We start from the raw sequence: 20349 nt of genomic DNA on the forward strand, positions 1-20349 counted from the left end.
AATTGTCTATGCGGCGAGGTCGAGGGCGGCGAGGTGTGATGTTCGGGTAGGTGCGAGTGGCTGCCCGGTCCACCAGGCATCGAGGCGGATGAGGTTGACGGCGGTGGCTGTAAGGACGTGTGCGAGGGCGGTCTTTCGCAGTCCTGCGTAGCGGGTGCGGCGAGCGCCGGCGGCCATGACCGCCTGGTGGATCGTGCCCTCCACTCCGGAGCGGAGGGCATAGACCGCCTTCCACTCCTCGGTGGTTTGCTCCGCGCGGACGCGTTCGAGGACGGCGTCTTGATCTTGTGGGCGGACGGTGAGCTGTCGGCCGTAACGTGTTGAGTTGGTGCACTGCCCGCGGGACGGGCAGGGCGCGCAGGTCTCGGTGGCGAAGCGGATGCGGATCGCGGGTCGCTGATTGTTGTCGAGTCCCTCGGTCCAGTAACGACTGTGGGCACCGTCGGGGCAGATCGCCCGATGAGCGTCCCAGTCGATAGTGAAGGATGCCTTGTCGTAGCCGGTTGCCTGGACGGTGCGGCGGGTCATGGGCCGGACCGGGCCGATCACGCGGACACCTCTCTGGGTGGGCGCCGTCAACAGGAGCTCCGCGGAGATGTAGCCGGCATCCATCAGGTGTTCGCCCGGCAGCAGGCCCTTGGCGTCGAGGCGGTCATGGATCTCGTCGACGACCACGGGGTCGCCGACCGTGGCGTCCGTTGTCACCACGTGGGTGATCAGATGCGGTCGGCCGGTCTCCCGGGCGTCGCAGGTCTCGCTGAAGTGGACTTTGTAGCCGTCCCAGGCCGAGCCGCGCTTGACGGCGTTGCGGGAGTCGGGGTCGTAGGGCGAGGTGATCCGTGCTCTGCTGGGCGGGAGATCGTCTTTCCCCCGCCAGGACACCTCTTGCACTCCGTCGGTGATCGTGCGCTGGAACTGCTGGAGCCACACCGTCCGCAGGATGCCAACAACCGGGACCTGCCGCAGCCAGGCCGGGGCACTGGCCGCGAAGGACGCATTGAGGAACTGGTAGCCGTCAGCTGCAATACGCCAGGTGAGCTGCGTCCGCTCGCTTTCACCACTCGGCAGCCGGTAGGAGTCCACCCGGGCCCCGTACTGTTGCTGCCAGGCCGGGGGCATCCAGGAGGCGAGCCACTCGGGCGCTGCGACGGCGACCGCCTCCAGCGTGGCCCGCAGCGTCTCGCCGATGAACTCCAGGCGGTTGAGGTCCCTCACCGCGGCAAGCACGTGCGTGGAGTCGGTACGCTGCCGGCCCCGCCCGGACACCAGCCCCAGTTCGTTGAGCCGCTCCAGCAGCAGATCCAGGATCTTCTCCTCCAGACTGTGGGCCAGGAGACGGTCGCGGAACCCCGTCAGCACGGTGAAGTCGAAGCCCGGATCGGCCAGGTCGAGGCCAAGCAGGTACTTCCAGTCGATTCTCGCGCGTACCGCGTGGGCCGCCTGGCGGTCGGTCAGATTCTCCGCGAACTGCAGCACACTGACCAGCGCCAGCTGGCCCGGAGCGACACCGGGGCGGCCACGCACGCCGAACGTGGACTTGAAGACCTCGTCATCGAACAGTGGACCGAGCGCGTCCCGCACCCGCATCGCCAGACACCCCTTGGGAAACGCCGCCCAGGCCACCGCCCGCGTCTCCTCAGGCACCTCCCGACCCGAGTCCGCCCGCATCGACACCCAACCCCTCCGTCCCAAGATCGAGGCGGGCTCGCGACTCAGGCCCCCGACCTCAGGCTCCACCCCTCAACCAACCGCCAAGGCCGAGATCAGAAGCCATCACCCAATTGGGCAACGGGGTCTCTCGATGAAGGAGAAGACCTCGGTGCGGGCGGTGGCCCGGTCGGGCCAGGTCCGGATACCGATCTCGGCCTTCAGGACTGCCCAGAAGCTCTCGGCTGCGGCGTTGTCGTAGCACGAGCCGGTGCGTCCGGTGCTCGCCCTCACGCCCAACCTGGTGACCTCGCTGCGGAATTGGGTTGAGGTGTATTCGCTGCCGCGGTCACTGTGCGCAATGCAACCGGGCTCCAGGCCGCCGCGTCCATGGGCCATGTGCAGGGCGTCGACGACCAGGTCAGCGCGGTGGTGGTCGGCCATCGACCAGCCGACGACCTCGCGGGTGGCCGGGTCCAGCCAGCAGGCCAGGTAGAGCCAGCCCTGCTCGGTCGGCAGGTAGGTGATGTCTCCGACCAGGCGGGTGCCGGGCCGGGCCGCGATGAAGTCACGGCCGATCAGGTCCGGTGCGGGCCGCGCCTGCTTGTCCGGGCGGGTCAGCGACCGGCGGTGGCCGCGGGTAATCCCGGCGATGCCTCGTTCGCGCATCAGCCGCTCGACACGCTTGCGGTTCACGCCGTGGCCCAGCCGCCGCAGCTCGGCACGCACGCGCGGGACGCCGTAGGCGCCCCTGGACGCCAGGTGGACCACGGTGATCTCGTGCACGAGCGCATCGTCGGCACGCAGGCGCGCACGCCGGGCCTGTTCGCCTCCGGCCCAAGCGTAGAAGGAGGAGCGGGGAACACCGAGGACGCGGCACAGCAAGGAGACCGGGTAGGAGGCCTTCTCCGCCGCGATGAACCGGTAGACCTCGCTCACCGGTCGCTCTCCCGCGCGAAGAAGGCCGTCGCTTTTTTCAGGACCTCGATGGTCTTCTGCTGTTCGAGGTTCTGCCGGCGCAGGCGACGCAGTTCCTCGTGCTCGGTACTGGTCAGCTCGCCCGGACTGCCTTCACCCCGGTCGACTTGGTCCTGCTTGACCCAAGCCCGCAAACCCTCCGGGCTAACCCCCAGGTCCCGGGCCACCTCGGTGACCGTCTTGCTGGAGGATCGGGCCAACGCCACGGCGTCCTGCTTGAACTCCTCCGAGTACCGCTTCCCTGCTTTATTGCTCACCTGGCTCTACTTCCTCTGGAACCTCACGTCCCAGTCTCCAGGTGTCCAGATCCACGGGGAAGCTTCACGCACGGGATCATCCCCCAGGGCAGTCGGCGAGCTCCACCTGACGATGCGGGGGAGGCGCGAGGCCACCGAGATACGCAATACCTGGGGCAGGAACCGTCCGCTCGCGCTCCTATCAGCTCAAGTCATCACGAAACGGATGCCTGCTGACTACGCCGAAGCCCTGGGACGCAGACCGGTCCGTGAATCGCAGATTCCTCGCATGGTGGCACCTCGATCGCACCGGCGGCCTCAATTACCAAGCGGCGGGCGAGATTTGCCGCTTGTGTTGCGGGGGGGTAGGCCGGATTTCCGCTCACTGCGGATGTCCGCCTGGCCGCGTGGGCCTGGTGCGGTTCGGTGGCGCCGCCGTTCTTGGGTGATGTGGGTACTGCCGGGTTCACGGCCGCCTGGGGAACCGCGTTGACTTGTGCAGGTCAGGGCGGTTACCGTCTGCTGCCCCGTGTGGATAGCCGGGGGGATCACCGGTTGTGAACCGGTCGTTGAGGGGACTTGTACCGTGCATTGGTATGTCGACGTGCTGAAGAAGTATGCCGTTTTCCGTGGGCGTGCCAGGCGTCGGGAATTCTGGATGTTCAGCCTGTTCAACGTTGTCGCGGTCGTCGTGCTGGGGGGTATAGGGCTGGGGGTCGGCACGCCGCCCGCGCTGATTCCCTACTTCCTTTACCTGGCGGCGATGCTCGTTCCGAGCCTTGCGGTCACTGCCCGGCGGATGCACGACATCGGCCGCTCGGGCTGGTTCACGCTGATCGGCTTCTTCCCGATGCTCGGCGGCATCGCTTTGCTCGTGCTGACCTGCACCGAGGGCGACGGCGTGCCGAACGCCTACGGTCCGAGCCCCAAGCCTGCGCCCGCGCATCTGTGAGTCCGCTCTTCGCGCTGGGGATCCCCACAGACGGTGTCGTACCCGAGGGATAGACTCCGCCCACCTGGGCCGGACGGATCTTCAAAAAGATCCGGTGGGAGAGGTTCAGGGGCTCACTGCTTGAGATCCCATGGGGGGATTAGTGTCTGAATTCAAGCCGGTACGGCCCAAGGGCCGCCGGCGTCTCGTCGCGGCGTGCACGGCCGGCATCCTTTCCCTCGGCGCCTTCGCGCTGAGCACGGGCGCACAGGCCGCGGAGCCCGGCGCGCACCACGTCGCGGAGCGGCCCACGGCGGGCGCCGACCACGTTCCGCACATCTCCGCACCCACCACGTCGGTGAAGAAGTCGAAGCTGGCGGCGAACGCCGCCGCTCAGGCCCCGGCACCCGTCCGATACGACATCGACGGCGACGGCTACGGTGACCAGCTCTACCGGGGTGTGGACTACAACTGGTACAACTCGCTGGCCAAAAAGAACGTGAAGATTGGCCCCTCCGCCGAGCAGTACGTGGATGTGATCACTCCGGGCAACATCGACGGGGGTGCCGGCCCCGACGTCCTGGGCCTGACGGCCAGCGGCAAGCTGGTGATGTTCAGCGGGTCGGACTTCCCGAAGTACTCGTCGTGGGGCAGCTCCGGCTGGACCATCTACAACAAGGTCTTCGCGGTCGACGACGTGACCGGTGACGGCATCCCCGACATCGCCGCGCGGACTTTCGACGGTCATCTGTACCTGTTCCCGGGCAACGGGAACGGTGGGGCACCGTTCTCGACGCGGCTGCTGATCGGTGGCGGCTGGGGTGGGTACAACCAGCTGGCCGGCGCGGGCGACCTCGACGGTGACGGCATCAGCGACCTGGTCGCACGCGACACCGCGGGGAACCTGTACCTCTACAAGGCCACCGGCAACGCCTCCGCGCCCTACAAGGGCAAGGTCCTGATCGGCGGCGGCTGGAACACGTACAACCAGATCATCGGCCTCGGCAACGGCGAGTCCGGCACCGGCTACGTGACGGGCCGGTCCTTCAACGGCGACCTGTACCAGTACGCGGCGACCGGCACCGGAGGCCTCAAGCCCCGCTTCCTGTGGAGTAAAGGCGCCGGGGAAGTCGACGTCATGGCCGGCATGGGCGGCATCCAGAACTGGGGCAAGAAGTGGCTGCTCGGCCTCGACGCGTCCGGCTCGCTGTACGGGTACGTGCCGACCAACACCGGTACGTTCTACTCACGGGATTCCGCGAGCAAGCCGCAGGACTTCGCGGGCATCTCGAACTTCGCGCTGGGCGTCTCACCGACGGACGACGGCAACGCGGAGCTGCTGTACAGCCGTAGCGGCGCGCTCTACAACGCCAGCCGCAAGGGCGTCCGGATCACCACGGGCTGGTCGTACAACCTGATGGCCGCCCCCGGCGACCTCAGCGGCGACGGCAAGAGCGACCTGCTGGCCCGCAACTCCTCGGGACAGCTGTACCTCTTCAAGGGCACCGGCACCGGCACCGGCTACACCAGCCGAACCCTCGTCAGCTCCGGCTGGAACGGATACAACGCCATCATCGGCGCCGGCGACATGAGCGGCGACGGCCGGACCGACATCCTGGCCCGCAGCACCAACGGCACCCTGTACCTGTTCAAGGGCACCGGCAACGCTTCCGCGCCGTTCGCAGGCCGCATCAAGCTCAGCTCGGGCTTCGGCGCGTACAACAAGATCGCCACAGCCGGCGACATCGACGGCAACGGCCTGGCCGACCTGCTCGCGGTGAAGGCCTCCACGGGCACGCTCTACCGCTTCAGCGCCTACGGCACCGGGCAGTTCGCCGCCGCCGTCTCGCTGGGCAACGGCTGGAACACCTACAGCAAGCTGTTCTGAGCCGGTCGGAGCAGTCCCCAGCAGCCGTACGCCGATTGCCGCATACCTGAGGTCACACGCAAGGCGCCCGCACCCACGAGGGTGCGGGCGCCTTCCGGCCTCGCCGCCGATCAGATGCGGTACCGGCCGACCTCGGCTACGACCACGACAACAACCGCCGCCTGGCCCTCATCGCCCGCCGCGGCACCGAGCACGGCTCCGGGCTCGGCACCCAACGCCGGTTCGTGGAACGCGCGTTCGCCCACCTGCACTGGTTCCGCCGCTCCGCTGGGAGATCCGCGACGACATCCACGAGGCCTTCCTCACCCTGGGATGCGCACTGATCTGCTGGCGACGCCTGGCAGCAGATCAGCGTCGCCACTCATAGACACCCGGTGAGGACTGCAGGACCTCGCTCGGCATTCCTCCAGCACCCGCCCGAGCAGCCTCTGCTGCTCATCGATCCAACCCTGTTCAAGGTTCATGGGAAGAAGCACGGAGACGCACGAACTGCCCAGATCCTCTACATGAACAGCAGGACTCCCATGCTCTTCGTTGTGCGGCTGGATCCTGATCTCAGGACTGTGGTCGTCGTCCCTCCAGCAGATGTCCCGTCCTGCAGCGAGGAGATCCAGAGCACGGGCCCAGTCCTCCAGGTCGGACGGGAACAGGCACATGGCCAGTCGACCGCTGACGAAGCCGCTCGTGATCAGGACCTCTGCATCGAGTTGGTCGTGAAGATGCAGCACACCCGGCGACCGACGCCCCAGCACACGCACTCGGAAGCCGTTGTCACCATCCGAGAGACTGATCAGCTCCACCGCGCACCCTCCGTGCTGTCCACCTTCAACCATGGACGGCTCATGCTGCCCAACCAGGGCTTCAGCCACAACCAGATTGTCCCAGCATCACTCCGTAAGGACCCTTGAGGCTGCTCCGCCGTCCTTCACCTGGCGCATGATCTCCTCGCGCTCCCGCCAGTGGGACCAGAAGGCGCCGGTGTAGCCGAGGCCGGCCAGGCTGGTGAGGAAGGGGTTGTCGGCGTAGTTGTCGTTCTCGCTGGCGCCGCCCAGCGTCGGGAGCATCACCCGGTGGTGGTCGACCGGGTCGACCAGGTCCCACAGCAGGTCCACCGAGGGGCTCCAGAGCGCGGTCGGGTCGCCGGGTGCGGCGGCCGGGTCGGAGGAGAAGTAGCAGACGAGCCGGAAGTCGCCGTGCTCGTCGCCGTCTCCCGTGATTGGCCCTTGGGACAGATTTCAGGAACGGTAGATCGTCTGGCCGTTCTCACTTCAGACCGCCGGCGACTGCTCGTGCTGGCTGCGGCCGATACCGACTGAGGTGCCCGTAACTTGCGCGTTCGGGAGCTGGATTGCCCGGCACTGCCTGGCTCAGAGGGTTTCCAGGGGGTCGGCCCGGCCGAGCAACTCCTCGAGCGGGGTACCAGTCCGGGCAGCGATGATGCGGCGGGCGCGGAGCTGGGCGCGGGTCCGGGGGCGGAACTTCGGATCCCGTCCGCAACCACACGGTTCGAAGCCGTCGTAGCGTAGCCCGGCGTTGAGAACTGCCGCGACGACCGACCATGCCTTCCGATTACTGCGGCGGGGTGGCGCGAAGTCGTGGCCGGCGCATAGCAACGGGCCTGAGCAGCGGGGGCACGAGTGTCCGCCATCGCGAGGATGTCGCTTGAAGCTGATTCGGCACGAGACGCAGGCGTAGTGCAGCTTGTAGTGGGCGAAGGCGTATCTGCACACAGGCCGACTGTACCGATGACGCTTCGCCACCTACCAGCGCATTCCACCTCTGGGGTGGTGGAGGAGACGCGAGTGCGCTTGTCGTCCGTTTCGCCGCGACGCGGAAGCCCTGTACAGGGCGGGGACTGCTCCGCTCCAAGCTTGGGTGACGCTGTCACCGGCCATGCGCTGGGAAAGGGACACACGAACGCGGAACGGTCAGAGGGACACGATGCGCGGAGGGCGCGAAGTCCCAGGCCGCGGAGTCGGCGTGTGACACCGAAGTCGGGAAGCCACACCTGCAGACCTCGAAGTGCGCCTCAAGCTCGGGCTCGGGAGGCCGCGGCAGGTAACCACTACGGCGGCCAGGATCGATCTCGCTGTCCAGAAGGTCCGACAGTAGCTGCCCCGGCGCGGTGGCTGCCGGAACCAGCCTGTCGAAGCCACCAGCTGTCGCCATTCGTTGAACTCCTTCGGCTGTCCCATCACCTGAGTCTCCCGCGCGTGGAGTTCCCGTCGGCTGACTGCGGTGGATCCAGGCAGCGGTCCGCATCGGCAGGGGCGACTGGGCGCTTTCGTCATATCCGTGAGGTTCTACGCCGATTGTCGTATGGCTCATCGTCGCGACCCGGGCGCAGGCTTGCCCCCCCCCGCAGGGCACCCACTTGGTCCGCCGGAATCTCCCCCTCACCGGCGAAGCGGCGGTGCCATCGCCGAGGGGCGCTCTCTCTTCGCTGCGCAACCCTCGATGCGTGATCCAGATCGGTCGCGAGGCGTTACGGTGCCTGCTCGCCCGCCGCAGCATCACCTTCCAGCGCACCAAGACCTGGAAGGAGTCACCGGACCCCGAGCGCGACACCACGCTTGACCGGATCAAGCACTTCCTGGACCGCTTCCCGGACCGCGTGTTCGCGTTCGACGAGTCCGGCCCCCTCGGCATCCACCCCACCGCCGACTCAGGTTGGGCTCTGGCCGGTCACCCGGAGCGGCATCCCGCGACCTACCACCGCACTCACGGAGTCCGGTACTTCCACGGCTGCTATTCGATCGGCGACGACACCTTGTGAGGCGTCAACCGCCGCACGAAGGGTGCCGCGAACACCAGGGCCGCCCTCAGGTCGATCCGCGCGGCCCGCCCGGACGGCGCCCCGATCTACGTCATCCTGGACAACCTGTCCGCCCACAAGGGCGAGATCATCCGGCGCTGGGCCAGGAAGAACCGGGTCGAGCTGTGCTTCACGCCGACCTACGCGTCCTGGGCCAACCCGATCGAGGCCCACTTCGGACCGCTTCGGCAGTTCACCGTCGCCAACTCGAACCACCGCAACCACACCGTCCAGACCCAGGCCCTGCACGCCTACCTGCGATGGCGCAACAAGAACGCCCGCCACCCCGACATCCTCGCTGCCCAGTGGAAAGAGCGTGCCCGCGTCCGCAGCGAAAAGGGCCTTCGCTGGGGAGAAAACGCTCAGCGATGCGGCGTGAATGGCCCGCCCCTACAGGCTCGCTCGCCCGACGACCTAGACCTGCTCGCGGACGAAGCCCTCGGTCCAGTGGTCCTCATCGAGGTCATACTCTCCGATCTGGAAACAGTCTGGCTCATCGACGAAGCCCGGTAGATGACGCGCGCGGCGCATCCGCTTTTCCGCCGCGGCCTCAGAGGAGTAGATGCCAAGCAGCTTGACGTCGTCACCGTCCTGCTCGTCGATGAACACGCCCCCATCGTCCAGGTGAATCGTCTCGTCGTTGGGGCCGGCTTCGTTCTGATGGCTGATGTGCCAGAGGGGGTAGACCTTCACGGGCGCAGGCTACCCCCGGCCTAACCGGTGCACGTTCCCGGTCAGAGCACTGGGGGCACTCGCCTGGCCCGGCCTGCCGGCCGCGGTCTTCGACACGGGTCCGGTCGGCGTCCGCGCCGACTGCTCTGGCCGCGCTGGAACCCGGGCCGGGCGGCCGGCAGGGCGGCACAGGGGACAGGTCCGCTGGCGTTGCTGCCGGTCGACCTCCGGGCCGCTGATGAAGCACGGCCGCTCGGTCTATCGGCGCACTGAGTCCTCCGGCGGGGCGATGGAAATTCTCCGGTCTGCTCATATCATTCCGGGTGGGCACTACACGTTCCCGCCCCACTGTTCTGAGGACTGCGCACGTGAAGCACGTTTCTTCTTCTCGCGTTGCGGCTGCGGCCGCTGTGGTACTGGCCGCGGGTACGGCTGTGAGCGTTCCGTCATTGGCTGCGGCGGACACACCGTCCCCCGAGCCAGGCATCTCCGTCAGCGACACGCGCATCGACCTCTACGGGGGCCCGGGGAATCTCGATCTGACGGTGGCCGAGCCGACGGCCGCTGACGCGTACATACGCCTGGAGCTCTCGGGCACCGGTGTCAACCACCTGCGGATCACCGACGATGCGGGCACCGTCCTGCCCATCGCCATCAGTCCCGGTGAGAACCCGACTCTTACCGTCGGTGAAGCGGACAGCGACCACAACGGCACGCCCGGCGCGCCGCTGCAGGCGGGAACGACGCATCTGCACGTCTCGGCCGAGGCCCCGATCTCGAACCCCATCCGCGTGAGCGCGAACGTGCTGAACGGCTCGGACGGCTCGTTGATCGCGCACAGCGGACCCTACGCCAACGGCGAGATCGTCGTCAGCGAGCCGGCGGTGTCGGCGACGTGGCTCGCGCCGGACGGAACCCAGATTCCGGCGGGGTCACAACCCACGATCGCCACGGGAAGCACTCGGGCGGCGACGGCCATGGTGCAGACACAGGACGGCCTCCAGGCAGCGGGCGGGACGCAGACCCGCCTGACGCTGCACGCCGGCACAATCGCCGCCTCGGGCTACACCGTGGAGGAGCTGGCCGCCGGTCTCCACGTCGGCTACTCGCCCAACGCGACCTCCTACGTGTCCAAGGCCTGGACACAGGACCCCGACGGGTCATTGAGCATGCAGTTCCCGCTCAGGCACTGGATCGCGAACGGAGCGGGCACGGAGTTCGTGCAGGTCACAGCAGCCTGGGGCCTGCCCGCGGGCCACCTGCCGGTCCACGTCCAAACCATCGGTGGTGACGGCAGGCCCTACGCCGAGTCCCTCACCGTCCTGGACCTGACCGCCGACTCGATCCCCGCCGACCGGCGCGCCGCCCTCTACGGCCGCGACAGCGCAGGCGTCCTGTGGCAACACCAGGCAACCACCGCAGCCTCCCGACCCGGCACCTTCGACCCGCGAACCCGCGTCGGCAGCGGCTGGGGCGTCTACAACATCATCACCGCGCTGGGCCCGCTCAAGTCCAACGGCACCGGCGACGTCGTCGCCCGCGACAGCGCCGGGGTGCTCTGGTACCACCGCGGCACCGGCAACAACAAGGCCCCCTTCGCCGCCCGCACCCGCATCGGCGGCGGCTGGAACATCTACAACCAGATCCTCGGAGCCGGCGACATCACCGGCGACGGCCACCCCGACCTCGTCGCCCGCGACACCGCCGGCGTGCTGTGGCTCTACCGCGGCACCGGCAACCCCACCGCGCCCCTGGCCAACCGCAACCGCATCGTCGCGGGGTGGAACCTCTACAACCTGCTCATCGTCGCCGGCGACATCACCGGCGACGGCCACCCCGACCTGCTCGCCCGCGACACCGCAGGCGTCCTCTGGTACTACCCCGGCACCGGCAACCCCGCCGCCCCCTACGCCAACCGCGTCCGCATCGGCGGCGGCTGGCAGGGCTACACCAGCATCGTCGGCATCGGCGACATGACCGGCAAGAACCACCAAGACCTCGTCGCCCGCGACTCCACCGGCAAATTCTGGTACTACCGCGGCACCGGCAACCCCAACTCCCCCTACGCCAACCGCACCGTCAGCGGCGGCGGCATGAACACCTACAACACGATCCTCTGACCAATCTGGCACCGCTGTGACGAAGGCGCTGAACAAGCATCACGGCCTCAGCGCCCTCGTCACACAGGTCCCTGTGGGGCTCGTAAAGTCATCGCTGCAGGTGGGGCCCGCGTGAGAGGCGTTCGCTGGCGGCTGGGATGCTACGCGGGTGATCATCTCGACGGTGTATCGGATCACCCGTGCGTTGCTATCCGTGCCGGGCGTCCTGCTGCGCCGCAACACGGCCAAGGACGCCGAACTGCTGGTGCTGCGGCATGAGAACGCGGTGCTGCGACGGCAACTCGCTGGTCCGGTCCGTTACGAGCCCGCGGACCGGTTCTGGCTGGCCGCGCTGTCGTCGCTGATACCGCGGTGCGACTGGGGGCGGGTGTTCCCGGTCACCCCGGGGACGCTGTTGGCCTGGCACCGCAGGCTGATCGCGAAACGGTGGGACTACTCCGACCGACGTCGGCGCACCGGCCGCCCACCGACGGCGGCCGCGCTCAAGAAGCTGGTGCTGCGTCTGGCGCAGGAGAACCCGCGGTGGGGTCACCGGCGGATCCAGGGTGAACTGGCCAGGTTGGGGCATTCGATCGCGCCGTCCACGGTCTGGCAGATCCTGCACGCGGCTGGCGTCGACCCGGCCCCGCGTCGCACCGGCCCGAGCCGGCGGGAATTCCTGACCGTCCAGGCCGAGGGGATCGTCGCGGCGGACTTCTTCCACATCGACACGATCACCGGCAAGCGGCTGTATGCGCTGGCGTTCCTGGAACACGGCACGCGCAAGCTGCACATCACCGGCGTGACCGCGCACCCGACCGCCAAGTGGGCGGTCCAGCAGGCCCGCAACCTCACCGCCGACCTCGGCACCCGTGTTGGGTCGGTCCGATTCGTGCTGCGCGATCGCGACAGCAAGTACACCGAACCCTCCGACGCCGTCTTCGAGGCCGAAGGCATCGACGTGCTGCTCAGCACACCCCGAGCGCCGCGGATGAACGCCCATTGCGAGCGCGTCATCGGCATAATCCGCCGAGAGGTGCTCGACCACGTTCTGGTCATGAACGAGGCCCACGCCCGACGCGTACTTGCCGAGTACCAGCACCACTACAACGCCCACCGACCGCACCGATCACGAGACCAACGGCCACCCGAAGCCGCGCACCAGCAGCCGGACCGGTCCGTGGGTACGCCGGGCAAGCTCCTACGGACGCGCATCCTCGGCGGAGTCATCAACCAGTACCAGTACGTGGCTTGAGCTGCAGCGATGACTTTTCGAGCCCCACAGGCATCGATCCCGCCCCGCGTCGCACCGGACCGACCTGGAAACAGTTCCTCACAGCCCAGGCCGAGCACATTGTCTCCGTCGACTTCCTGCACGTCGACACCATCAACCTCACGCGCATCTACGCCCTGGTCCTGCTCGAACACCGCAACCGCCGTGCCCACCTGCTCGGCGTCACCGCCAACCCCACCGGCCCATGGACAACCCAGGCTGCCCGCAACTTTCTCATGGACACCATGGACACCCCGAACCGGAAGTTCCTGATCCGCGACCGCGGCAGCCAGTTCACCGACGCCTTCGACGCCGTCCTCACCGACGCCGGCCTGCGCGTCCTGAAAAGCCCGCCCCAGACCCCGAAAGCGAACGCACACTGCGAACGGTTCATCGGCACCCTACGCCGCGAACTCCTCGACCAAACGCTCATCCTCAACGAACGGCACCTGCGCCGAACCCTCACCAGCTACCTGGAGCACTACAACGAGCACCGGCCCCACCGCGCCCTGAGCCAGCTCTGCCCATCACAAGCCGAAACCAGACCACCACGCCCCATCGACCTCGCCGAGCACCAAGTCCACCGCACAGCAGTCCTCGGCGGACTCATCAACGAATACCAGATCGCCAGCTGACGATACGACAAACCCGCAGATCAGCGGCCGAATCCTATATTTGAGCCCCACAGCCAACAACCAGACCGGAACCACATCTGGAATCACCGCCACCCCGCTTAATGTCCTGCGCGAGTGCGAACAGTTCTACGACGGGCACCGCCCGACCCCGAGCATCGCCGACGCGAGGCCTCTGCACCGGTTGCCGCCGCCTTTCGTCGACCCAGCGAAGATCGCCCGCCTCACGGTACAGAAACGCGACCGACACGACAGCATGTGCGGTGTTCAGCGGGGAGAGAAGGAAAGGCTGAGGTGCGCGTGCATCGCATCGGCCAGTCGGGTCAGCATCTGGACGGTCGGGCTGACCCGGCCCTGCTCGATGCGGGAGATCAATGCCTGCCCGGTGCCCGCGGCCTGGGCGAGTCGGGACTGCGACCAGCCCAGCTCTTCACGACGGCGGCGGACCAGTTCGCCCGGGGTCACGCGCCTGCGCCGCCGTAACGGGGAAGCTCGGCTGTCTCGATGATCAAGCCCCCCACGGGGATCGTGTCCCCGAAGACGTAAGCGACGTGATTGTCGTAGGCGGGGTTCCCGTGCTTGGTGACCACACTCCAGTGGTGGTGCGCGGTCCCGTTGCGGGGGTCGATGATCAGGTAATGAGGGATGCCCATCGCAGGGTAGTCGCGGATCTTGCCCTCGTAGTCGTTCTCAGGATTCGACGGGGAGACGATCTCCACCGCGATCTCGACCGCCTCGGCCGGGAAAGCGTCGTCGGTGTCCGTCGCGGCAAAGGGCAGCACGACCAGATCCGGGCGCCGCAGGATACCCAGGGCGGCGTTCTCCACATCTCCGCCGGTGTGGGCGATGACGCCGTCGGGGAGCTGCGGCTGGAGCTGGTGGGCCAGCATCCAGGCGGCGCGTTCATGCCGGCCCGCGGGGCTCATCATCATGACGATGGTGTTGCCGCTGATCTCGAACCGGTCGGAGAACGGCGGCGGAGGCGTGAGGTGCGCTGCATACTCGCGCAGTTGCCGGTAGACCTCTTCGCGTGTCGTCACACTCCCACCATACATGTCATATCTGTCATAGCCGAGGGAGCGAGGCAAAACGGCCTGTGACAGTCCGCCGCCGAAGAGCCCGGCGCCGTCCCCCTCTACTGAGCTTGTAGCTGGGACGTCGTTGGGGGCAGGCTGACAGTGTGTGATTGTCGCGGTATGCCGTCTGTATGAGGTATCCGCAAGGTGGTGGGCTGACGCCCGAGCGGCAGGCGTTTCGTGAGCGGATTCGGTTGGAGGCCGCCGAGCGGTTCGCCGCGGGAGCCTCCACTGCAGAAGTCGCCAGGGAGGTACGGGGCAGCGTGCGCTCGGTTCAACTGTGGCCGCGGGCCTGCCAGGAGGCGGGCCGGCCTGGGCTGCGTTCGACAGGGTCGGCGTCGCTGCCCAAGCTGAGCGACGCGCTGTTCGCTGTGCTGGAGAAGGAGCTGGACAAGGGCCCGGTGGCGCACGGATGGCGGGATCAGACCTGGACTTTGGCCCTGCGAGTGCCGATAACTCATCCGCGCAGATCAGCGGCCTACGAACGACCTGCATGGGTGCACAAAGAGGGCAAGAATGGAACGCGTTCAGCAATCCATAACTTGATAGCTGAACACGTTCAACAATGCCATCTGCTCAGCACCCAGGTCACCAGCCCGCAGGCTGCTGACCTGCGCGGACGAATTATCGGCACCCACAGACGCCATCGACGCACTCGACCACGGCCTCGACCTCAGCCGCCCCGGCACCGGCCGCCTCCTGGTGATCGTCACCGACGCCCAGTACACCGACGACGAAACCGCCGGGGCCCTCACCCGCATCAAACGCCTCACCACAGACGGCTGCGCCGTACTCCAGCTCACCCTCACCGCCAGGTCCCTCCACCTGCCGGGAACCACCCTGCTGCACCTGCCCCGGCCCGCCAGTACCCCCGCCGCCATCGCCAAGGCCGCCACCGACGCCATCCGCAGAACACGCTGAAACCCCGTCACACGGCCCACCACACCCGTCCGCGCCACCCGCTGATCGCACCCCGCCAGAAGGGCCAGCGCAGCAGCCGAGAAAGGCATCATCTGTACCCGCTCACCCCCACCGGGGCCCGTATCCTTGCCGACGACGGCAATGGCACCGTCACCGGACACCCCGCCGCCCTGGCCCGGCTCCACGCCGGCGGCCTGATCACCGACCGCCAACCCGGCAGCGGCGCACATCAGATCACGGACGCCGGCCGAGCCGCGTACGACCAGTGGAAGGCCGACTACGGTCCGCCCGCGCTGACGCCCGCACCCGGCGTACTGCCCAGGCTCCCCGCCCGGCAGCACGACGCGGTCCTCGCCGCTGCCCGACGCCCCGACCACCTGGTACCGGGCATCGACGACCACGTACGCGGCTTCTTCAACCAGCGCACATTGGCAGCCGTCCACGCCGCCGGCTATGCCGATATACGGCCCTGCGAGCATGGGGTCGTCCACGGCAGTTATGAGCAGTCCGGCCGGTCCCTCTACCTGACGCCGGCCGGCCGCGAGTACGCTCGTCAGCGCGGCAATATCCCCTGTTCACGGCGCCGGATCGTGATCATCGCCTGCGGGTCGAGAAAGGCCGAGCCGTCATGGGAGAAGTTCGGCTACCGGGACGTCATCCCCGCCGGCCAGCTCTACACCGGCCCCTGGCACCGCTCCCTGCGACTCGCCGCCGACACCCTGACCGACCAGACCCTGATCCGGATCCTGTCCGCCCGCCACGGCCTGGTCACTACGGCCGCCTGTCCGGCCTGCTCGCCGCCCCCGTCACCCTCGCCGGCGCCCTCACTCCCGTCACCGGAACCGCCATCGCAGGCCCCCTCGGCGCCGCTACCCCCAGCTCCTTGCCCTCCTCGCGCTGATCTCCGCCGTCGGCGCGACCCTTGCCTCCAGCACACGGGCTCCCGAGAAACGGTGACCTGGGCGCACGGCGGGCCCCAGCGATCAGCCACGATGTGCGACGCACTCGTGGCACGGCGCCGGTTACGGGCACCGGCTGCATGGTCTGGTCCATCAGCCAATTGCGGGCTGAAGACCTCCTTCATCATGCCCGGGTTCGCATTGCGTCGGAGCACTGTCCGAAGTTGTAGGGGGCACGGCAGCATCGCCATGGCCACAGGGTTGGCTCGTCCGGCGCCTCGACACAGAGCGAACAGCCCCTCTTATGGGTAGAGTTGGGACAACGAAACGTGTTGGCGACCCGGGTTCCGACGCCTCGGGTTTTTGAGCAGATGAACGTCCTGCTGTATGTGCAGAAACGCGGACTTACCAAGAAGCGAGGACCGCCGAGCAGCCTTGGCACGGCACCCCCTTGAGACCTTTCGTCGGGAGGGCCTCAGCAAGACCACACGTAAGAACGTGGTGGTCGGGCTGAGGTCTGTGCACCCAGGGTCCGATCGCCAGAGAGGTAATCGGACCCTTGGACCCGTCCCAGTCGTTCCGGATCAAGCTGCTGCTCGTCCTTGTCTGTGCCCTGGCTTCGGTCATCGTGGGCACGTTCGCGGGCATCCTGTCGTACACCACGCGTCCGTCTCTTGCCCAGGCGGTGCTCTACGGCGGCGGAGCGTTCTCCGTCTCCATGGGCCTGAGTCTCACCACCCTGTCGGCGCTCGGCCTCCTGTGAATCAAACGCCCCCTCGTGGTGTCTTTCCACTGGGGGGCGCTCTTTCAGGCCCACAGGAGCGTCGCCCTAGCGGTCTCGGCCGTCGTCTTAAGAACCCCGCTCCGACTTGCACATGGCCCTTCCCCGGATGGCGGTCCAAGAGGAGGAGGCTGTGCACACGCGGTGGGCGCATTGGAGGCCCGGATCACTGACATGCCGCGATCGGCGTGTACGTCTGCAGGATCGCGCGCCCCCTCAGCAGGCCGCAAGCCCACCCGCGCGTCTCGGCCGACGCGAAGGTCCGTCTGCTCCCATAAGGGCGATCAGAGCCACAGGACACCCTCTTCGAAGTGCGCGATATCCCGTTTGACCGACTTGGGGGACGGGGCGATACCACCGAGGTTGGTGATAAGGAGAGCACGGCAGACGTTGAGCAGCAGCGCCACCTTCTTCTCGTAGGTGTCCTTCGGATCTCGGTCGATGGACACGACGCGCATCGGCATGTTGAGTCGGGGTTCGCTTCCGTGGCGGCTGCCTCCGTGGACGGTCCTGGACCGCTCCTCGTACATGACCAGATATTTGGCGCGCTTGTCGTCCTCGGCGGTGGGTGTGGGGCCATAGAGGTAGCGGGCGACCATCGTGATGGCCTCTTTTCGGGCTTCGTTCGTGTCACGGCCCATTCGGGTGAGGCGTTCCAGGACGGCCATGAGCTGGGCCCCTGCGGCGGAGGGTCTGCCTTCGACGATGTCGGCGACGGCGGAGCCGTACGCCTCCAGCGCGCCGGATGAGGCAGACGATTCGAGCCGCGACCACGCATCGGTTACCCATTGCGGGACGTCTAGGGGCACAGGCTCGGGAATGGGAACACCGGGAAGGGCGTGGTATCTCATTTCCGCGATCCAGTCGGCGACTGGATCGACGACGCGCTCCCCCGGGTTCTGCGGTCGGTCGACGGTGGGCCAGATCCAGTGCGTCCACCAGATTCCGGTCGCCAGCGTGAGAAGGCGGCATAGGCGGTCGAGGTCGCTGGCGGCGATGTCCTGGGCCCCTGGCGTGGAGTGGGCCCAGCAAGTGCCTGTGACCGAAAGCGGCCAGAACCCGACGGGGTAGTAGCTGGAGCGGTCCGAGGGCCGAGGGTATTGCTGGGTGATCCACTGGTCGACGGACTCCACAGTCATCGATGCGACGACGAGGGGGGTGTCGAGGCGGATCGGCCATATCTGGCCCCGCGGAGCGCCGGATCCGTATTCAGGTGCGGGGCCGATGACTGCGGACCATGTCCTCTTCTCGCCGGGATCCGCAGCGAAGGTGCGGTCCGCCTCTTCGACGGCCGCCTTCCACCGCTCCCGTTCGGTGTTGATGGCCGCCGGGTCGCCGGCGAGGGCGTACCGCAACTCCCGGTCCGGGTTGAAGGTCTCGCCACCCGAACGTATCCACAACGTCGCGGTGAAACCCGGGTCGGTCGACGAGAGGCCATATCCCCAGGGAACTGCTTCCATCAGCGTGGCACCGCCACCCGCGCCGGGAACGGCGGCTCGCAGGTGCGCCAGGTAGGCGTCCTTCTCATCAGGCGACTTCGCCTTGGGACCGCACGCTCGCCAGGCTGAGGCGCGCATTTCGGGTGCGGGAAGGTCGTTGCTCACGGGCGTCCTCATATGGATGGCGGGTCGCGGACGCGGCAGACTCAGTTAGCGTTACCGCACCAGGGAAAGGCTCGGCGGAGCGTTGTGGGAGCCGCCACGGCCGCCTCCCTCCTGGGAGGTGACGACCAGTCCGAAGATGAGGTCGTTGAGATCGGCCGGCCTCAGATGAAGGTCACGGGCCACATCGGCCGGGCGGATGCCCTCTCGGCGCAGGGCGGTGAACACCTTGCCGAGCACTTGCGATGTCTCACGGGTCAGAGGGCTGCGCGGTTCGTCCTTCCGGTAGCCAAGCCGGCCAAGGTCCACGCAGTGGGTCCGGTACTGCCATTCCGTGGTCAGGGCGAGTTCGTGCAGCCGGTGGGCCAGCGCCATGGCCGCTACCTTCCACCGGCGTTTGGCCTGCAGGATCCAGTCTGTGGTGGCGCCTTGCGGTGCATGCGCCAGAACGTCCGCTCTCGGCATCAGGAACGCGGCTGCGAAGCGGTGCGCCTCGGCTTCGGCCAACGGTCCGTGCGGCATCTGCTCCTCACCGTGCAGGACGAGGTGTCCCAGCTCGTGGGCGGCGTCAAAGCGACCGCGTTCGGCGGTTTTGCCGAGATTCAGCAGCACGAAGGGGAGTCCGCGGTCCCAGAACGAGAACGCGTCGACCTCCGGGCAGTCGCCCGACAGCGAGAACACTCTCGTACCGTGAGCCTCCAGCAGGTGGGTGAGGTGAGGAATCGGGGCGTATCCCAGTCCCCAACGTGCCCGCACCAGTTCCGCTGCGTCTTCTGCCGGGCAGCTTTCTCCTGCCGACTCACCGGTGGACGGGACCTGTTCGCCGTCGGCGTCGAGCCTGCTGAAGGATGTCAAGGACGGGATTTCGGGGGGAGGCAGGCGGAACCGGTCTGCGATCCAGTCCTGCAGTTCCCGGGCGAGCCGGCCGGAGCTGAGCGCGATGTCCCGCTGGGATGCGGTCATCTTGCTCAGCGCCCGGAAACTCACCGAGTCCGCCGTCAGGTCGGCGACCTCGCCGGCGCTGAAGAACGACTCGGGGAACTCCAGCGCCGCCGCGAGAGCAGTCAGGGAGGGCGGGCTTGGGTTGGCCCTTCCGCTTTCGAAGTCCGACAGGCGTCGTGCCGTAAGGCCTGTGTGCTGGGCGAGGCGGGTGACGGTCAGACCGCGGCGGCGGCGTGCCAGTACGAGACGGGATGCAGTGGTCATCAGTGGGTGCCGTAACGAGAGAAGCGGTCAGCTCAGGCGCTCAACGGGGATGTCGATACCACCGTCGCCCTCACCGTCGTCGAAGGCCGTGAAGCCTTCGAAGTCGATCCAGGGCAGGATGATCCGCTCGTGCCAGGTGTCGATCTTCCCACGGCTTCCGGTGTCGTTGGGGAGCGACAGCTCGGCATGCAGCCGAATGCCGTTCTCGGTCTTGCTGTGCTGGTAGAGCAGGAACCAGGTGGGGATCCCGTCCCCCGTCTCCTGTTCCTGCGGCTCGGCCTGGGCGTCGGAGAACAGCAGGAGCTGGCGGTTGGTCTGCACACGCTGGGCCACCGCGGTCCCCTTGGGATACCTCGTCGACGGCTTCAGAGCCGCGTAGCCCGTCTCCACGCTGCCGCTGGACGCGGTGACCGCGAACTCGCCGGACGGCGCGATGAGCAGCGGGACGTTACTCGGGCTCGCGCTGCTCCAGCCCATGGGGATGTACTGCTCCCGCAGGAACCTGACAGTGCGGCCCCAGAAGATGTTGCCCGGCAGGGACACCGGATCCAGCGGGGTGCAGAAATTGCGCTCCGCCTCGGCCCGCCGAAGAGCCCGCTCGATCCCGTCCGCAGACAGCCCCAGCTCCGCGAGCCGGTTACGTGCCCGGGCACCCTCGGCATGCACGACATTCACGGCGGCCACCCTTCAGCAC

16 protein-coding genes and 4 pseudogenes are annotated in these 20349 nt (G+C 67.6%); 9 read left to right on the forward strand and 11 right to left on the reverse strand.

Features of this window, described 5'->3' with window-relative positions:
- Positions 1-6: 6 nt before the first annotated feature.
- The 3 genes from OG900_10125 to OG900_10135 all read right to left on the reverse strand — a co-directional run bounded on the left by OG900_10125 (position 7) and on the right by OG900_10135 (position 2882).
- Entirely contained in the window at positions 7-1644 is a 1638-nt protein-coding gene (locus tag OG900_10125; protein WUH90422.1) for an IS1182 family transposase, read from the reverse strand.
- Positions 1645-1773: 129 nt separating this feature from the next.
- The gene (locus OG900_10130) at positions 1774-2586 is read right to left on the reverse strand and encodes an IS3 family transposase (protein WUH90423.1); all 813 of its coding nucleotides are present in this window, start codon (positions 2584-2586) and stop codon (positions 1774-1776) included.
- Entirely contained in the window at positions 2583-2882 is a 300-nt protein-coding gene (locus tag OG900_10135) for a transposase (protein WUH90424.1), read from the reverse strand. The genes OG900_10130 and OG900_10135 overlap by 4 nt, the downstream gene beginning before the upstream one ends.
- A 565-nt stretch (positions 2883-3447) precedes the next feature.
- On the opposite strand from OG900_10135, the gene OG900_10140 reads away from it, so the two are divergent.
- The 3 genes and pseudogenes from OG900_10140 (at position 3448) to OG900_10150 (ending at position 6047) form a co-directional block, all read left to right on the forward strand.
- Positions 3448-3813, forward strand: a complete 366-nt coding sequence (locus tag OG900_10140) for a DUF805 domain-containing protein (protein ID WUH90425.1) — start codon at positions 3448-3450, stop codon at positions 3811-3813.
- A 142-nt stretch (positions 3814-3955) separates the two neighbouring features.
- Entirely contained in the window at positions 3956-5680 is a 1725-nt protein-coding gene (locus tag OG900_10145) for a VCBS repeat-containing protein (protein ID WUH90426.1), read from the forward strand.
- Between the two features lie 119 nt (positions 5681-5799).
- A pseudogene (locus OG900_10150) lies at positions 5800-6047 on the forward strand (IS5/IS1182 family transposase).
- On the opposite strand, the gene OG900_10155 reads toward OG900_10150, so the two are convergent.
- Both OG900_10155 and OG900_10160 read right to left on the reverse strand, forming a co-directional pair.
- Positions 5983-6549, reverse strand: coding sequence for a DUF5959 family protein (locus OG900_10155; protein WUH90427.1), 567 nt, complete (start codon positions 6547-6549; stop codon positions 5983-5985). The pseudogene OG900_10150 and the gene OG900_10155 overlap by 65 nt on opposite strands.
- 18 nt (positions 6550-6567) lie before the next feature.
- A pseudogene (locus tag OG900_10160) lies at positions 6568-6882 on the reverse strand (tryptophan 2-C-methyltransferase).
- Between the two features lie 1259 nt (positions 6883-8141).
- On the opposite strand from OG900_10160, the pseudogene OG900_10165 reads away from it, so the two are divergent.
- Positions 8142-9008: pseudogene (locus OG900_10165) on the forward strand (IS630 family transposase).
- Here the strand turns inward: OG900_10165 and OG900_10170 are convergent.
- Positions 8910-9188 carry a hypothetical protein gene (locus OG900_10170; protein ID WUH90428.1) on the reverse strand — a complete coding sequence of 93 codons (279 nt, stop codon included), beginning with the start codon at positions 9186-9188 and terminating at the stop codon, positions 8910-8912. The pseudogene OG900_10165 and the gene OG900_10170 overlap by 99 nt on opposite strands.
- A gap of 428 nt (positions 9189-9616) precedes the next feature.
- Here OG900_10170 and OG900_10175 point away from each other — a divergent pair, with 428 nt between their 5' ends.
- The 3 genes from OG900_10175 to OG900_10185 all read left to right on the forward strand — a co-directional run bounded on the left by OG900_10175 (position 9617) and on the right by OG900_10185 (position 13174).
- The gene (locus tag OG900_10175; protein ID WUH90429.1) at positions 9617-11287 is read left to right on the forward strand and encodes a VCBS repeat-containing protein; all 1671 of its coding nucleotides are present in this window, start codon (positions 9617-9619) and stop codon (positions 11285-11287) included.
- Between the two features lie 148 nt (positions 11288-11435).
- Positions 11436-12521, forward strand: a complete 1086-nt coding sequence (locus OG900_10180; protein WUH90430.1) for an integrase core domain-containing protein — start codon at positions 11436-11438, stop codon at positions 12519-12521.
- Positions 12518-13174: an integrase core domain-containing protein gene (locus OG900_10185; GenBank protein ID WUH90431.1), complete on the forward strand. Its 657-nt coding sequence runs from the start codon at positions 12518-12520 to the stop codon at positions 13172-13174. The genes OG900_10180 and OG900_10185 overlap by 4 nt, the downstream gene beginning before the upstream one ends.
- 264 nt (positions 13175-13438) lie before the next feature.
- Here OG900_10185 and OG900_10190 read toward each other — a convergent pair whose 3' ends face one another.
- Both OG900_10190 and OG900_10195 read right to left on the reverse strand, forming a co-directional pair.
- Positions 13439-13636: a helix-turn-helix transcriptional regulator gene (locus tag OG900_10190; protein ID WUH90432.1), complete on the reverse strand. Its 198-nt coding sequence runs from the start codon at positions 13634-13636 to the stop codon at positions 13439-13441.
- Positions 13633-14211, reverse strand: coding sequence for a Uma2 family endonuclease (locus OG900_10195; protein WUH90433.1), 579 nt, complete (start codon positions 14209-14211; stop codon positions 13633-13635). Before OG900_10195 ends, OG900_10190 begins: the two co-directional genes overlap by 4 nt.
- Before the next feature lie 675 nt (positions 14212-14886).
- On the opposite strand from OG900_10195, the pseudogene OG900_10200 reads away from it, so the two are divergent.
- Positions 14887-15168 (forward strand): annotated as a pseudogene (locus tag OG900_10200) (hypothetical protein).
- A gap of 1458 nt (positions 15169-16626) precedes the next feature.
- Positions 16627-16830 (forward strand): hypothetical protein, encoded by a 204-nt coding sequence (locus OG900_10205; protein ID WUH90434.1) that lies wholly within the window; start codon positions 16627-16629, stop codon positions 16828-16830.
- 302 nt (positions 16831-17132) lie between these two features.
- Here OG900_10205 and OG900_10210 read toward each other — a convergent pair whose 3' ends face one another.
- The 3 genes from OG900_10210 to OG900_10220 are packed head-to-tail and all read right to left on the reverse strand — an operon-like array spanning position 17133 to position 20330.
- Positions 17133-18452: a hypothetical protein gene (locus tag OG900_10210; protein ID WUH90435.1), complete on the reverse strand. Its 1320-nt coding sequence runs from the start codon at positions 18450-18452 to the stop codon at positions 17133-17135.
- Positions 18453-18503: 51 nt separating this feature from the next.
- The gene (locus OG900_10215) at positions 18504-19655 is read right to left on the reverse strand and encodes an XRE family transcriptional regulator (GenBank protein ID WUH90436.1); all 1152 of its coding nucleotides are present in this window, start codon (positions 19653-19655) and stop codon (positions 18504-18506) included.
- Positions 19656-19682: 27 nt separating this feature from the next.
- Entirely contained in the window at positions 19683-20330 is a 648-nt protein-coding gene (locus tag OG900_10220) for a hypothetical protein (GenBank protein ID WUH90437.1), read from the reverse strand.
- Between the last annotated feature and the right edge of the window lie 19 nt (positions 20331-20349).

Origin of the sequence: Streptomyces sp. NBC_00433 (genome assembly GCA_036015235.1) — a bacterium.
Taxonomy (GTDB): domain Bacteria; phylum Actinomycetota; class Actinomycetes; order Streptomycetales; family Streptomycetaceae; genus Actinacidiphila.